General features: G+C 52.1%; 12 protein-coding genes. 7 read left to right on the forward strand and 5 right to left on the reverse strand.

Features of this window, described 5'->3' with window-relative positions; translation table 11 throughout:
• The 3 genes from VE954_RS38835 to VE954_RS38845 form a co-directional block, all read left to right on the forward strand.
• The coding region (locus tag VE954_RS38835; RefSeq protein ID WP_324963331.1) for a hypothetical protein at positions 1-232 on the forward strand (232 nt) is incomplete at its 5' end.
• Positions 233-472: 240 nt separating this feature from the next.
• The gene (locus VE954_RS38840) at positions 473-676 is read left to right on the forward strand and encodes a transposase domain-containing protein (RefSeq protein WP_324963333.1); all 204 of its coding nucleotides are present in this window, start codon (positions 473-475) and stop codon (positions 674-676) included.
• A gap of 22 nt (positions 677-698) precedes the next feature.
• A complete protein-coding gene (locus VE954_RS38845) occupies positions 699-908 on the forward strand; it encodes a hypothetical protein (RefSeq protein WP_324963335.1) in 210 nt (69 codons plus the stop codon).
• Positions 909-971: 63 nt separating this feature from the next.
• On the opposite strand, the gene VE954_RS38850 is transcribed toward VE954_RS38845, so the two are convergent.
• Positions 972-1916: a hypothetical protein gene (locus VE954_RS38850; RefSeq protein ID WP_324963337.1), complete on the reverse strand. Its 945-nt coding sequence runs from the start codon at positions 1914-1916 to the stop codon at positions 972-974.
• Positions 1917-2236: 320 nt separating this feature from the next.
• Between VE954_RS38850 and VE954_RS38855 the strand changes: the two genes are divergently transcribed.
• Positions 2237-2698, forward strand: coding sequence for an RICIN domain-containing protein (locus VE954_RS38855; RefSeq protein WP_324963339.1), 462 nt, complete (start codon positions 2237-2239; stop codon positions 2696-2698).
• Positions 2699-2885: 187 nt separating this feature from the next.
• Positions 2886-3320 carry a hypothetical protein gene (locus VE954_RS38860; protein ID WP_324963341.1) on the forward strand — a complete coding sequence of 145 codons (435 nt, stop codon included), beginning with the start codon at positions 2886-2888 and terminating at the stop codon, positions 3318-3320.
• Between the two features lie 234 nt (positions 3321-3554).
• Here VE954_RS38860 and VE954_RS38865 read toward each other — a convergent pair whose 3' ends face one another.
• The 3 genes from VE954_RS38865 to VE954_RS38875 all read right to left on the reverse strand — a co-directional run bounded on the left by VE954_RS38865 (position 3555) and on the right by VE954_RS38875 (position 7909).
• Positions 3555-4382 (reverse strand): DUF6209 family protein, encoded by an 828-nt coding sequence (locus VE954_RS38865; protein ID WP_324963343.1) that lies wholly within the window; start codon positions 4380-4382, stop codon positions 3555-3557.
• 193 nt (positions 4383-4575) lie between these two features.
• Positions 4576-4947, reverse strand: coding sequence for a thioredoxin family protein (locus VE954_RS38870; RefSeq protein ID WP_324963345.1), 372 nt, complete (start codon positions 4945-4947; stop codon positions 4576-4578).
• A 199-nt stretch (positions 4948-5146) separates the two neighbouring features.
• Positions 5147-7909, reverse strand: coding sequence for a 7TM diverse intracellular signaling domain-containing protein (locus VE954_RS38875; RefSeq protein ID WP_324963347.1), 2763 nt, complete (start codon positions 7907-7909; stop codon positions 5147-5149).
• Between the two features lie 293 nt (positions 7910-8202).
• On the opposite strand from VE954_RS38875, the gene VE954_RS38880 reads away from it, so the two are divergent.
• Together VE954_RS38880 and VE954_RS38885 are read left to right on the forward strand one after the other, a co-directional pair.
• Positions 8203-11544, forward strand: a complete 3342-nt coding sequence (locus VE954_RS38880) for an ATP-binding protein (protein ID WP_324963349.1) — start codon at positions 8203-8205, stop codon at positions 11542-11544.
• Between the two features lie 54 nt (positions 11545-11598).
• Positions 11599-13671: a 7TM diverse intracellular signaling domain-containing protein gene (locus tag VE954_RS38885; RefSeq protein WP_324963351.1), complete on the forward strand. Its 2073-nt coding sequence runs from the start codon at positions 11599-11601 to the stop codon at positions 13669-13671.
• A gap of 101 nt (positions 13672-13772) precedes the next feature.
• Here VE954_RS38885 and VE954_RS38890 read toward each other — a convergent pair whose 3' ends face one another.
• On the reverse strand, positions 13773-14078 hold the full coding sequence (locus VE954_RS38890) for an adenylate/guanylate cyclase domain-containing protein (RefSeq protein WP_324963353.1): 306 nt from the start codon (positions 14076-14078) through the stop codon (positions 13773-13775).
• Positions 14079-14202: the final 124 nt, after the last annotated feature.

A 14202-nucleotide genomic window follows, 5' to 3' on the forward strand; every position in this document is an offset into this window, starting at 1 on the left:
TGGAGACGTAGGTGAGCTGATCGTTAGTAGATGGTCAGATTTTCATGCAGCAGGAACCTGGTCGGCCCGAAACGATAAGGGTTGGTTTGACTTTACCTTCAATGAAAAGATTGAAAAATTCGAAGGTTATTGGGGCTACTACAAACTCATAAATGGCAAAGTTGCGATCGATAGCGAAACCAAGGTTTCCGAGACTATGCGTGTTGGCCGTTGGCAGGGAGACCGGCAGTAAGGCCCCTGGAGACAGCATGTCACGGCTCCTGTTGGGAATGGAAGAGATTCGCACCTTCAATGATCAAAAGACGCTGACCACAAAGTTTTTGACTGCTCTCCAAATCGGGGCAGCACGAGGCTTATAGGAAAGATACCAACGGACGTTGAGCATGATGATCTGGCGCTCGATGTCCTTTGGTGTCAAAAAGCATGAACCGGCCTCTCTAGGTTTTCCCGACAATACCACGGACTTGCCCAGGTGCAACAGAGCCGGATGTTTGCCGACACTGTAAAAGGCGCTGAATCAAGCGCTGCTCTCTACAGTTTGATTGTTATTGCCAGATCCGCAGGCATCAATCCTTTCCTCTATTTCAAGGAAATTTTTACAAGGCTGCCAAAGGCACAATCCATTGCCGAAATCGAATCCATGCAGCCCTGGCAATTGAAGCCGGAAGCCTCATAACCTTTATATCCAGGAAAAGCCCATGGAGCGTAAATTCGACTTCGAACTTCGCTTGACGAGTAAAGAATACTCCGCATTGATGGATATTCACGGCCTTGCTGAGGGCGCGCATTCCATGGTGATGTGCGCAGATAGGCTGCCGGATGATGGGTGGCTCTTGAAAGGTTCTCATGCTGACTTCGATGCCTTGACCAGTGAGCGAGCCGGTTATTGGTCAAGCCTGCCGCTTTGAATTCTGCGCAGTATGGCTTCGTGAACTCGCTCTGCAAAATCACGCAGGGCGAGTCTGGCATCATCAAAAACCGATGCGGAATTCCCCTTCTTTGTCGCGGTCAGTCAGAGGCACCCACATCTTCACCACCTCCGATCTTTGGTCGATAAGCGCGTTCACTTCCTGACTTTCCACGTCACTCATGGGAAGTGCAAAGCGATAGCCCTCTGGACAGGCTGTTGCGGCAGCGCTGAAGGGTCCCGTGACGGTGCTAACAGCCCACTTTGGCCTTGTTTTATCCGCGATGATTTTGCAGAGGAAATTGCGCGTCAAAGCGCAGTTTGAATCATTGGATCGTCCCAAAGGGCCTGTGGTTAGACCCGTAGCGTTTGCGTGAATGTTCTTACCCGCAAGGTTTTCATAGGCTACGCAGTCCTCATCTCCACCGACGTTATTGGGCTCGCCGCCCAACCAGTAACTTGCCACGCGCTGCAAACTCATGGTCGCAGCAATCTCCGTTTTAAACACCATCGCAGGACTGCCATTGACACTGATGCTGGCTTCGACCGTTCTATAAAACAGGGACGTGGGAGTCTCGGACACAACCCAGCTCAGGTCGGCTATATTCTCCTGCACGAGGTCCAAATTATAGCTCTGTCCTTGCGTATCGATCTTTCGAAAGGAGGCTGTCACCGTCATGACAGTAATGGGTGCAGGCGGAGTCAACACACAGTCCATCTGATAGGATGCAGCACCCTGCAGTTGATTATCCGGGTAGCGGCAGGTGAGAAAGGCGCCGCCGATAGGCGTTGGTTCCAGAGCAATGCTGGTCTCCTCGATTTCGGCAGCTTCTGATGGTTCTGTGGATGTTTCCGTTTCCCTGGATAACGGGACCACGCTGCGGCTGTCAATCACAGCCGGAGGCTGACCTTCGGACGTATTGGGATCGCCTCGGAGCGAAGGGTTGGCATTGCAGGACCACAATCCGAGCACGAGCGAAAGCGCGGTAAGATTCCACGTAAGAAACATGTGTCGGCTCCAATTGTGGGTATTCTCTTCAAAAGTATCGGAACTTTTGTTCCTTTTCTTAATGAACTCTGGCTTTCTGGTGATTCTATCGGGTTAAAGCCCAATTTAAAACACACAAGGCCCACGTTACCAGAGAGATATCGACCTCAAAAATTGGGCGCCTTTGGTTATCATTATGTAGACACTCTGACCAACGCACGTTCCACTCTTATATTTTATAAGTTTGCAGCAAGCACAAACTCCTTACGTCCGTGTCATCAAAGGTTTTGATTTCGAGCGGACCACTGTCTGCTTGATCACACACTGCAATGGAGATTTACATGAAACATTGGTTGCAAACACTCGCTGTTCCTTCCTTCCTCCTCGCCTTGTCGTCCGTCACCTCCACCCAAGCAAAAGCTGCTGACGTCTTCGAGATTCGAAGCGAGTTCAACAACAAGTGCGTTGAGATTCTAGGCTTCCACGACGAAAACGGTTCGAAGGTTGGAACCTGGGACTGTTGGGGCGGAGCCAACCAGAAATGGTATTGGGATGGCAGTCAGATTCGCAATACCATGAATAACAAATGCCTGGAAGTGCTTGGCTTCCATAACGAAAACGGCTCGCATGTTGGAATGTGGGAGTGCTGGGGCGGCGCGAATCAACAATGGCAATGGGATGGACAGCAGCTCAGAAACAAGATGAACAACAAGTGTTTGGAAATCCTGAGCTTCAATAACAACAATGGTGCCCAGGCCGGTCTTTGGGATTGTTGGGGTGGAGCCAACCAACGCTGGAAATAATAACCAGCATCTGACTCAAACATGCAGTGGCACGGTGAGCGCAAAAGCAGCTCGCCGTGAACCACCGCAACACCTTTTTGGCCCCGTCCCAAGCGACGTTCAAGGTTTTCAAGCTGTCCAAAGCTTCATCCTGGTGTTATAACCTCGCCTGTCATTGCTCTTAACTGCATAAGCACCGGAGAAAAATATGAAAGCATTATTCCTAGGATTTTTGTTCATGGGCGCCACTGCGGAAGCATCATGGTTTCAGGAATACTGCAGCAACGGTGAAGCCACCGTTCAAGTCGCGCAGGGCCATAACGTCAATGAAACAAAAGTGACCAAGCGCGTGGTGAAGAAAGACGGAACCCTGGCCAGCAAGACCATCGTTGTGCCCGAAGCCACCGTTTCTGAAGTCGAGTCCAAAGATCTGGAAAATACTTCGACCACCGACTGCAAGGCCGATTGGGGTTTTGTCAGCTGGCGTAACATCCGCTATAAGAAAATTAAGATTGAGCAGGCCGATGGTTCGCTCTTCGCGAAAGATATCATCGGCGTGTCCAAAGATCGTCGCTCCGTCGAGGCGAGTGTGATCTGTGAAGAAAATGGCAACTCAGAAACCATGTGTCCAGAAAATCCCTGAACCAGCCATCTCAGCACATGCTGCCGGATTATCTCCAGCAGCTCCGCTTGATTCAGGGGTTTCGTCACGTGCCCATTGCACCCCGCGGCTCGTGTCCCGGCTCGTTCTTCAGCCATGGCATGGACGGTTAGGGCGGATGGGCTTTTGGAACCCGGCTCCACGTAAAGTCCGGGTCGCTTCATGGACATCCATCTCAGGCATTTGAATGTCCATCAACCGCCATGATGCCACGCATCAGTTGAGTTTGAAGCGATAATTCCTGCCGTAATTCGAATCATAAGCTACACACGATTGGCCAGCATAGTATTCATAGCCGCTATTTTCAAACCAAAGCGTCAGCTCTTGGCCCTGGGGCAGGAGCACAACAACATCCTGCTGACCTCGCATGCTCCAGCTTGCAGCATAGGTAAACTTTGGTGCTGGCCACGGCGTGTTATCGACTCGAATCTGTGCGCTCACATCCCACGATGCCGAACCATGGTAACCGCCTGTCCGGCACTGGGGAGTTCGCGCCAGGTCGAAATGCAAGCGGACCGGATAACCAGCCCGCAGTTCACCCTGCTGCTCCGTGGTCCAGTTGTCGTGAAAGCTGAGGACAGGAACGTGATCCAGTCGATAAATCGGAAAAGTATAATTCTGACTATGATTGGAATCCCACTGCACGCAACCCGTCACATCTGAGGCCTTGAACCAAATATCCAGACGCTGGCCATCTGGAATCGTCACCTGGCGCGCCGCAGCAGAAGGAAACAAGGTGCCTTGCCCTTCGATCATATCCAGAGCCACAGGCGCTTTGCCATCGATCGAGAGAAAGGCCTGGATGGTCCATTCCTCAACACCACGGCTATTTTTGCCTCGACACTGAGACAGGCGAATGGGGTCATAGTCCAGGATCAAGGTCTCGCCCGATAGAACCACTCCATCAGCGCTCGCGACCGCGTTCGGAAGAAAGCGCAGCGTGGTGGGGGCAATCCGGTCGGATTCCGACGCTATCGCTGTCATTCCAGATCCAAGGCACATGAGGACGTAACCAGAGGACAGGCAGGATTTTTTCATGTTCATGACGGATGTTTCCTCAGAAAGATCGTAATTTCATGCGAAGTCCCGATGGCTATAGCGAGCCAGCAGCCGACCGTCAATGTGGTTTTGTTACAAAATTATGGTGTAGTCAGATGATCTTGGCGGGACATATGTAATTTTCCAACATTTCCGAGTGCATGATCCCCGCTCATCACAGGGATGGTTGCGGTTTCAATCACCGTTTCTGGTAGCGATCATCAAAGAGGTCGTAGGCTTTGACAAAGCGCTTTTTATCCCAGCCTTTCACGACCAGGTCGGGGGAACCAGGCTTAACAAAGCGAAACACAGGAAGTGAGCTGTAACCCATTCTCTTCATCAAGCGATCGTTATCAGCGGCAACGATCACGATCTGATCACCACGCATACGGGCTTCCTTTTCCACGATTGGCTTGGCCGCCTGGCAGGGCGCACACTCATCGGTGGAAAACATAAAAACAGTTGGTCTTGTTACAGCCGTTCCAGGCTTGTACTCAGCGAGATGGATGGTTTCAGGTTTGGACGACGACGCACACCCAACCAGACAAAAAAGCAAAAACACTTTTTTCATAGGCTTCTCCGTAATCTTCAGGCGATGGATAACCACGGGGTAGCTAGGTTGTTTTGGCGTAAGTTGAGCTGTAGGCCCAGGTGCCCTCATGATGAAGGAAATGCGATGCAATCCTTCTGCCATCATTCAGGGACAGTTTGGGTGAAACTTTGCGACGCACATAGTCCTCTGCGCCAGGCGAAGAAGTCGGCAAGGGAGATCAAGCCACTGCGTCAAACGCTGGCTTTTTCTGCGAAGCGAACAGATGGAGCGGCAGATAGATATCGAAATAGAATTGGCAAAAGTCCTTGCCGTCACCTTCATGAAGCAGGTGAATGGCAATGCTGCCGCCTTCCTGGCTTAAGAATCTGCGCACAGCATCCATTCCAACGCCTCGACCCGATATATCATTAATCTGACCCGCAGTGGAAAGGCCAGCATGGAAAATCAAGGCTGCGCATTCCTGCTCGGACAGCTGCTTCCTGTCCGAAGTGATCCGCCTTAGAATCGCCGTCTCACGAATTTTTTTGATATCGAGGCCTCGGCCGTCGTCGAAATAACTCAACACAGCTCCACCCTCACAATCTTTGATGGAAATTTTGATATGCCCTCGATCAGCTTTTCCAGCCTTACGGCGCGTCTCGGGCTTCTCGATGCCATGGTCCATGGAATTGCGCAGGATGTGCACAAAAATCTTGCGAAGCAAGTTCTCTCCGCGGCTGTCCAAACAGAAATTCCCGCTATCGATCGTGACGATGGGAGGCAATTTTTCCAGATCCCTGGCTAGACTGTCTACACATCGGCAGACATCCTCCAAAACCAGCTGCGCCGACGTGAATATCAAGGGAAACAACGTCGACCGGATTTCTCTCGTCTGGAGAGCCGCATGATCGTCAAGATCCCGCAGCTTGGAATGCTCGAGCGCCTGCAGGTGGCGGTAAATTCTAACAACCTGGTCCTCTGGCATCTCAATGATTTTCTCATCTTTGGAAACACGTCCCAGCTTATCCCTATTGATCGACTCATAAATCGAAACGATCTCTTCAACCTCGTCCAGATCCGTGTGCATCTTACGGAGATCCCACACAGCCAGACGATCCCTCTGGAGGATTGCATAATACTGTTCGACATCATGGAAAATCTGCGTCATTTTCTTAAAATAATAGGATCGGGCGGCACCTTTCAAGGTGTGCATATTGATGAAAAGGACCTTCAGGACTTCCAAATCGGTGGAGGCAATGCTTGTTGATTTGAGAAGCTTGCGATTTTCATCGATAAATTCATGACAGTTCTGAATAAAACGACGGAATGCATCGGCAGGCACATTGATCAATTCGCCGATAAAGTTCAGTTCCTCTCTTTTATCATTGGCTTCTTCTTCGAAGGCCCTTAATTCCGTGACATCCCGGACAGTGACCAGAATCTTCTCGACCTTGCTCATGCTGTCAAGAATAGGGTTCCACGTCAGCTGCAGTATTTTTTCCGTGCTGTCGTAGCGCCGGTGCCTTATCTCGCTGGGAAGGCAGTGGCTGTTGGCTTCCAATATGAATGCTTCTTCACCCAGAGCAACTTCCAAAGTGCTCGTCGCCTGGCTCTTTTCGTCAGAGCTGAGGTTGCTACGAGCAAAGATCAGGTCACAGCCATTTTTATCCAACAGATCATGCGTCTCAAAGATCTCCTGCAAATGCTGAGAATAATCCTTGTGAATTTTGAAGCGATCCCTCGTGATGGTAAAGATTCCCAGGGGGATATATCTCATGATGGATCGGATATCACGTGTTTTTTCCTCGACCTGGGCCTCGATTTCTTCGATCATTTTCTCGCGAATGCGGATGGCTTCCATCCGTTCTTCAGAAAAGCGTTTGGCCAGGATCAAACCCATCGCTCCGAAAAGAGCCATCTGGCCAAAGGGTATCATGGGCCAATCAAAGTGAGGAAAGCCATCGATGTAGCGCAGCATATCATGCAGACCGGCAACGGTGGCCACGAAGCAACCAAGACCGAACGTTCGTGCCTCGCCAGCTTCCCGAAATCCCAGGTAGATCACACGAGGCGTAAAAATCAGGATGGCAAATAACGCAGTGACGTGGAGGGCTGGGATGAGATACCAGGGGTGTAAGAGTTCTGAAATGGAAACGAGAACAGAGCTGCCGAAGATGCACCATGGACCCAGCATGGCGATGCGGCCCACGATACGTTTGAGACGGCTGATATCATAAAGAAAGGTATATAAAGCAGCCACGCCGAGATAAAGAAAGAACACATCGATACCTGCCCAATGTCTTGGATCGACACCAAGGTACTGTTTAAAGGCGGCATCCTGATTAAATATACTCCACATTGTAACGGCAAGTGAAAAGAAGCCGAAATAGACGAAAACATCAATTTTTCGCCGGACAGCGGCTAAAATGAAGGCGACAAGAGCCATGAGGAAAGAGGCGCCGGCCATGATGATCAAAAGCAAGTGGCTTTTGATTTGTTCATCGTAAACGCTTGCAGTGAAACGCAGATCAGGCAAAAGAGTTTTGAGTAGGAAAGACAGTGAGTAGTGGTAACGAAGATGAATGGTGGCGCCAGCCCACTCGGGCTTCAAGGGTAGCAGGTGCCACCTTTGAGATGAGACTTCATTCCATTTCTTTTCAAAGCTGCCGTACTGATAGATTTTTTCCGAACCGATATAGATGGCGACATCTTCGAGTCCATTGGCGATATGAAGACCGTAGCCGCTGGGAATGACCTGGGGAAGACGGTTTCTGAGCCAAATGGTTTGATTGATTCCATCGGGAACCTTGGACCTGGTGAGCGGCTGCCAGGCCGAGATATCACCGGGTCCAATCTCATGCAAAGGAACATGGCCAGGCTCGGTGCTGCTCATTTCCCAAGAGCCAGCAAACTCCAGCGGAGCCGGGTGCTGTTCGGCAAAGGCGCATGGTGTTGCCAGAAGCAAATGGGCGAGCCACCATTTCAGGATTCTTCGGAGCACTGGTTTACCTCTTGCGTGGAGGGTCGCAAGAGGCTCATCGGCAACAAGGTCAGGGAGTTGAGGGCAAATTTGCTCTTTTGCTGAGAAAATAGGGGCCTCATGGGGAAATACATATTATCCGTCGTGGTCGGCCTTGCCAAATTGTAAGCTTTTCCATGAAGCATTAACCTAACAAAACCACTGAAAAATAGCTAGCAAGTCGGAATTATTCCATGGTCTGGCTTGATTCTTTTCGAAATCAGTCGAAAAACCTCTCACAGCCAGGCAGGTCTCATCTCAGAACAGGAGTTCCTTTGCTGTCACGTGTCCTTATGATCGTTATCACATGCTTCGGGTGGCTCGCAGGCGGCGCGACCGCGGAGGAGGCTTCTGGGCTTGTGTTGCGGGACGGGATGCAGGAAATCGATCTGAAGGGTTATCTCGAGTATCAGGATGATCAGGCCAGCGAATTGGATTTTGCCAGCATCCGCTCCCCCGCTGTGTCGGAAAAATTTCAGTCCAGTCAAAACCATTCCCTCAACTGGGGATTGAGCAAAAGTCCGGTATGGCTGAGACTCCGCGTTCACGACGCGCGAACCGTACCAGGCCCGATGGTCATCGAGATGGATTACAATCAGACGGACGACGTCCGTTTTCTCAGCTGCCAGGTCCAACCCGATACCCGCGGAGCGATCGACTGGAATTGTGCGAACGGCGAATTCACCGAGATCGTTCAGGGTGGGCGCAAGGACAGCGCACGACGCAAAAAGCTGGCGGCGACCTCGGATGAATACATATTCCCGCCAGTCAATAGCCATCAGACCAGCCGCTACCACACACTCTGGATTCGCGCTCAGTCGCAAGGTTCCGTGCAACTCACGGCCAAACTGCGAACCCCGGAAGCTCAGAGCGTCTACCATCGCGAAATAACCATGATCCAAGGCATCTATATCGGTGGCTTGATCGCGCTTGTCCTCTATAACCTGATCGTCGGCCTCAGTCTGCGCTGGGTCAAGTATCTCGGTTACGTCGCTTACATGGCCTCCTGGATTGTCTTTCAGACCTTTCTGATGGGTTATGGCTTCATTTATCTCGATCGCTTCCTGCCTGATTTCATTGGCGCCAAGATCATCCCCATGTCGGTGCTTGTGTTCGGGGAATTTGCTTTGATTTTCGCCTTGATGTTCCTGGACGTCAGGGCTGCGGCTCCGAGGGTATGGCGCTTTTCCTTGATTTTTGCCATCTCCGGACTCGCGATCGCGGTATGTTCGATCTTTATGAGCTACGGAACCAGCATTCGGATCACCATAGGCGTTTTCTTTCCCATCTGGTTTGTCCTTGAGCTGCTGTGCGGTATCGTCTGCCTCAAGACCCAGCGACGCACGGCTCTCCTTTACCTGGCAAGCTGGAGCGCTCTCGCCTTTGGCTCCTTTGTGGTTTTTTTGCGAACAGTGGGTGTTCTGCCGCTGAACTTCATTACGCTTTACGGTCAGCAGATCGGATCCTGGGCCGAGGGTCTTCTCATGTCCCTGGCGATGGCTGACGTGATCAACCAGCTTCGCAAGCAAACCAATCAGCAGGCCGCAGCCATCGGTTTGGCCAACAGCGAACTCCGGCGCATGGATCAGCTCAAAGATGAATTCCTGGCCAATACCTCGCACGAATTGAAAACGCCTCTTCACGGTATCCTTGGGCTCGCTGAGGCGCTGCTCGATGACGATGGCAGTCAGGATGCTGAGGAAAAAAAGCGCAAGCTCGGCCTTGTCGTGGCTTCGAGCCGGCGGCTGATGGCCCTGGTGAACGATATCCTTGATTTTTCCAAACTCCAACATGATGATCTGGAGCTTCAAAATAAGCCCCTTCAGATCGAAAGCGTGGTGAGCTTCGTGGTGGAACTCCTGCAGCCGACCCTGGTGAAGCGTTCCTTAACCCTATCGGTTCAAATTCCGGATCATCTGCCGCTGGTGCAGGCTGATGAAAACCGCGTGCAGCAGATCCTCTTCAATCTTCTAGGCAATGCCATCAAATTCACCGAGCAGGGCAGCATCACGGTCACGGCTCAGGTCGAAGGCGGACTCGTTCGGATTGCGATCCGCGACACGGGCATCGGGATTCCCAAGGAAAAGCATAGCGACATTTTCAAGTCCTATGTTCAAGCTGAAGGCTCGACAGCTCGAAAATACGGCGGCACAGGTCTTGGCTTGACGATCAGTAAAAAGCTGGTCGAGCTCCATCACGGGACCATCGCGGTCGAGAGCGAGGTTGGCAAGGGTTCAACCTTCTCCTTTACGTTACCTGTCTCACATGATGACCTCATGCCTGCTGAGCCAGGGGCCATGCCCGTTCCGTCCGCGCTCATGGCTCCGTCCATCGTACCCAAGGTGGAGAAAGCGCTGAGCCAGCTGCCGCATCCCCATGAACGCAAGCACATCCTCGTGGCCGATGACGATGAGGTCAACCTTGAAGTCATTCGTGCGCAACTCAGTCCCGATAAGTATGAGCTCGTCTTTGCTCATGATGGCAACGAAGCCTGTCGCCTGGTGGAAGAGGATGGACCGTTTGATTTGATCCTCTGCGACGTGATGATGCCGTATAAGACCGGTTATGAAGTGACCCGTACCGTTCGCCAGAGCTTCGGCCAGGCCGAACTGCCGATCATTCTCCTGACGGCCAAAAGTCAGCTCGATGATCTCGTGACCGGCTTCGATGCCGGAGCCAACGATTATCTGACCAAGCCCTTTGCCAAGAAAGAGTTGCTCGCGCGTCTGCAGAACCACCTGATCGTGCGGCAAACGAATAATGCCCTGCGGCGATTCGTGCCGAAGGATTTCATCAGTCTTTTGGGGCATGAGAAGATTACGGACGTGAAACTCGGTGACTTCTCGAAGCATGATCTGACCATCTTCTTTGCCGACATCCGCAATTTTACGACGATTGCAGAGAAGCTGACGGCGGACCAGACCTTCCGCTATATCAGCGATTGCCTGGCCCGCATGAGCCCGCATGTGCGCGCTCATCATGGCTTCATTGATAAGTTCATCGGTGATGCGGTGCTCGCTCTGTTCCCACAAAAGCCCGAGGATGCGATCCAGGCTGCCATCACCATCCATCGTGAGGTGGATGCCTATAACGCTCAGCAAAACAACTCGAACTTTCTTTTGAATATTGGCATCGGGATCCACAGGGGCACGACGGTCCTGGGAACAGTCGGCGAGCCCGAGAGGTTTGACGTGACCGTGATCAGCGATGCTGTGAATATGGCAAATCGCATCGAGGGCCTGACCAAGACGCTCGGCATACGTTGCGGGCTCAGCCAGCAATCGCTGCCTTCGCTCGATGCCGGGTTCGCTTTACGCCGCATTGGAAGTTTCCATCTGGCTGGCAAGAGTACACGGACCGATCTCGTTGAGCTTTTGGATATCTGGGATGCCGAGCAGCTGGCGCTGCGTGTGGCCACCCGTTCCCGGCTGGAAGACGGCCTTGAATGTTTTGCAGCTGGACGCTTGAAAGAGGCTCTGTCTCACTTCGAGATGATTCTGGCGGAAAATCCGCAGGACCTTCTGGTCGCTCACTATATCAAAGCCTGTCAGCGCTGGATCCAGGACGGCATGCCGGAGGCTTTTGACGGCAGCCTGTCGTTTGACAAGGTCGCTTGAATTGCAGGATTTCCGGGCTTTACGAATAAAGCGTGATCTTAGGGAGTAAGTGTATTGAAGCGGCTCATGATGCTCTGCCTGATCTGGACACTGACCTTCGCACGGGAAGCCATTGCTGGCTCGCCCGTTATCGCGGAAGAGGCCTCGCATCCTCATGCTGACTTCAACGGCATCGACCTCACCAAGCTTTCGGGTCTCATTCCGATTCACTTGGTCGATCCTGATCAGGATTTTGTGGACCTCGCTCCTGGCACGGTCTTGTACCAGCAAGAGGATCCAGAAGTGCCATGGCGGACGATCCGGGAAAAGCTCGAAGCGGGTGCGTTTCGAGTGGACTTTCCATACCTGGTGAATCAGCCTGCCGTGGATTCGGCTCTTTGGAAGGCTGTGCTTCTGCGGCTGGATGGTGAGCAACCGCATAACATGATTCTCGAACATGGTTATGCCTCGCATCTTTTCGAGCTGATTCACATTTCTGACAAGGGCGAGACGCATTTCCCGCGCAACGGCACCAAGAGGCTCAACCGCGGCAAGCGGCTTCTCCATCGTTTCCCTTACGAGCAGGTCGTGCTGAATCCCGGACTTAACCTTCTTCTGATAAAAGTGCAGACTCAAATCCTGTCCGTCAGCGTGAATCTTCACACTGAAGACAACTTCATGAAGAGATCGGCGGAAGGCAACCTGAAAATGGTCTGTTTGCTGTCGGGTCTGCTCATGGTCCTTATTCATAACATTGCATCGTTTATTACGACCGGAAACAAGGAGAACGGCCTCTATTCGGTGTATCTGTTCGGTATGATCTACTATAACCTCTGGGCTCAGGGCATCGGCGGCTTGATGTTTGGCGACCTGACCGAGGCTTTGCTCATTACCCCCGGACTATGCAGCCTCTATCTTTCCATGAGTGCCATGGGCTTGTTCGTTCTCAGATTCTTCGACGCGAGGCGTAAACTGTCCCCAGTTCATTACAGTGCCTGCAAGGTCGTAGTTCTCATTGTCTTCATGAATGCTGTTCTCTCGCTTTTCTACGTCAACTACCTCGTCGGTATCATCACCGGACTTCCCATCATCCTATTGATCGTGATACTCAGCATAAAATTGGCGATGCAGAGATTCAGGCCGGCGATATTCTTCCTGGTTTCCTTCATGCCCCTCGGATCCAGTATGGTATTCATGGCCATCTCGTATCTCACTAATTCCAGCCACATGATGTTTGCGCTCGACTTGCTGACTATCGGGATCCTGCTCGAGGCAGGACTTCTGAGCGCGGCCATCGGCGACAAGTTCGCCATCACCCTGAGAGAGAAAAACAGGAATATCCTGCTCGAGTCCAACTCGAGGCAGCACGCTTTCAAGCAGCTCGAAAAGATGGTCTATCCTCATCAGATCGAGCTGATCAAATCAGGCGCCGAACTCGAGGAGACGATGGCAACGGGCCAGGGCGAGGGCTGTGTTCTGGCTCTGGATATCATCGAAAGCTCCAAGATCGACCATGCGCTGGCCAAGGAATTTTTTCGGAATCTCTTTCGAGCTTGCAACGAGGCGATGATGGAAGGCTACGATGGCAAGCGGCTGCAGGCAAGAGCCTATCGGGTGAAAGAAATGGGTGACGGCTTCCTATGCTCGGTAGGCTACCCCTTCAAAAGCCGAACCGGGAACATAGCCAACGACGCCGTGGAGCTGGCCCTGCGCTTTATCGAGATCCTCGATCATGAGGCGAAAATCCTGCAGCCGGACGAGCCCATCTGCTGCGGAGTTGGCATCGCCCTGGGAAACATCGCAGGGTTCTTTCCCGAGACCGGAACCAAAGAGTATGACCTCTATGGCCCTGGTATCGTCCTGGCCACGCGCTATGAGGCGATGCGCAAGCTGATATTCAAGGACAAGCCTGCAGGCTCAGTCCTGATTCTTCAGGAAAGGGTCTATAAGTCGATCGACAAGGCTATGAGAAAACATTTTCAACTGGTGGAGCTTTCACCGGAAAGCGTCTTTGTTCGGGACGATCCTGGTGCCCATAGGCTCTATTACCGAATGCTCGGGCCAGAAGAGGGAAAAAGCGGCTTCGAAGACGAGCAGCCGGGGCAGGAAGCGGGCGAAAGCCCACGAAGGTTTCACGTTGCGCGGTGAATCCCTGGAATCATTTCCCCGCCGTCTGCGACCTGATCCTTCATGAGTTCCCTGGGTCGAACGAAAATGACAATGTCCTTCGATGAGTTGCGGCGCTTCAACTACGAGGCCGAGCGGAGTGCTGAAGGCTTGCGGATTTTGCAGAGCAGGACTTCGACAGGAATGCCTTTCAACTTGAAGGTTCCGACCGGTTCCCAGCTGTCTTCCGGTAAATGCTCCCGAATCGCGGTCGAGATATAAATCGTGCCGGGCTCGGCGATGGATTCAATGCGCGAGGCAAGGTTAACAGCAGGTCCTATCACTGTGTAATCGGTTCGCTCGGCACTTCCAAATGCTCCCACGGTGACTGTACCGATGTGAATGCCAATACGCATCATAATAAGGGGGAGCCCCCAGGGCAAACGCATGATTAATTCTTGATCACTCTGGCCCTGTGAGGTGTGTCCTGACTGAATTCTTATCTATTCGTGTTATTCCACTGTAAATTCAGAGGTTTAGTCGTATCCTGATTTCCTTTTCACTCCTCAGTTT

The sequence above is a fragment of the Oligoflexus sp. genome (genome assembly GCF_035638955.1).
GTDB lineage: Bacteria > Bdellovibrionota_B > Oligoflexia > Oligoflexales > Oligoflexaceae > Oligoflexus.

Coding starts and splice junctions, on each gene's coding strand:
- VE954_RS38845 (WP_324963335.1), top strand. CDS start 699: ATGGAGCGTAAATTCGACTTCGAACTTCGCTTGACGAGTAAAGAATAC.
- VE954_RS38850 (WP_324963337.1), bottom strand. CDS start 1,916: ATGTTTCTTACGTGGAATCTTACCGCGCTTTCGCTCGTGCTCGGATTG.
- VE954_RS38855 (WP_324963339.1), top strand. CDS start 2,237: ATGAAACATTGGTTGCAAACACTCGCTGTTCCTTCCTTCCTCCTCGCC.
- VE954_RS38860 (WP_324963341.1), top strand. CDS start 2,886: ATGAAAGCATTATTCCTAGGATTTTTGTTCATGGGCGCCACTGCGGAA.
- VE954_RS38865 (WP_324963343.1), bottom strand. CDS start 4,382: ATGAACATGAAAAAATCCTGCCTGTCCTCTGGTTACGTCCTCATGTGC.
- VE954_RS38870 (WP_324963345.1), bottom strand. CDS start 4,947: ATGAAAAAAGTGTTTTTGCTTTTTTGTCTGGTTGGGTGTGCGTCGTCG.
- VE954_RS38890 (WP_324963353.1), bottom strand. CDS start 14,078: ATGCGTTTGCCCTGGGGGCTCCCCCTTATTATGATGCGTATTGGCATT.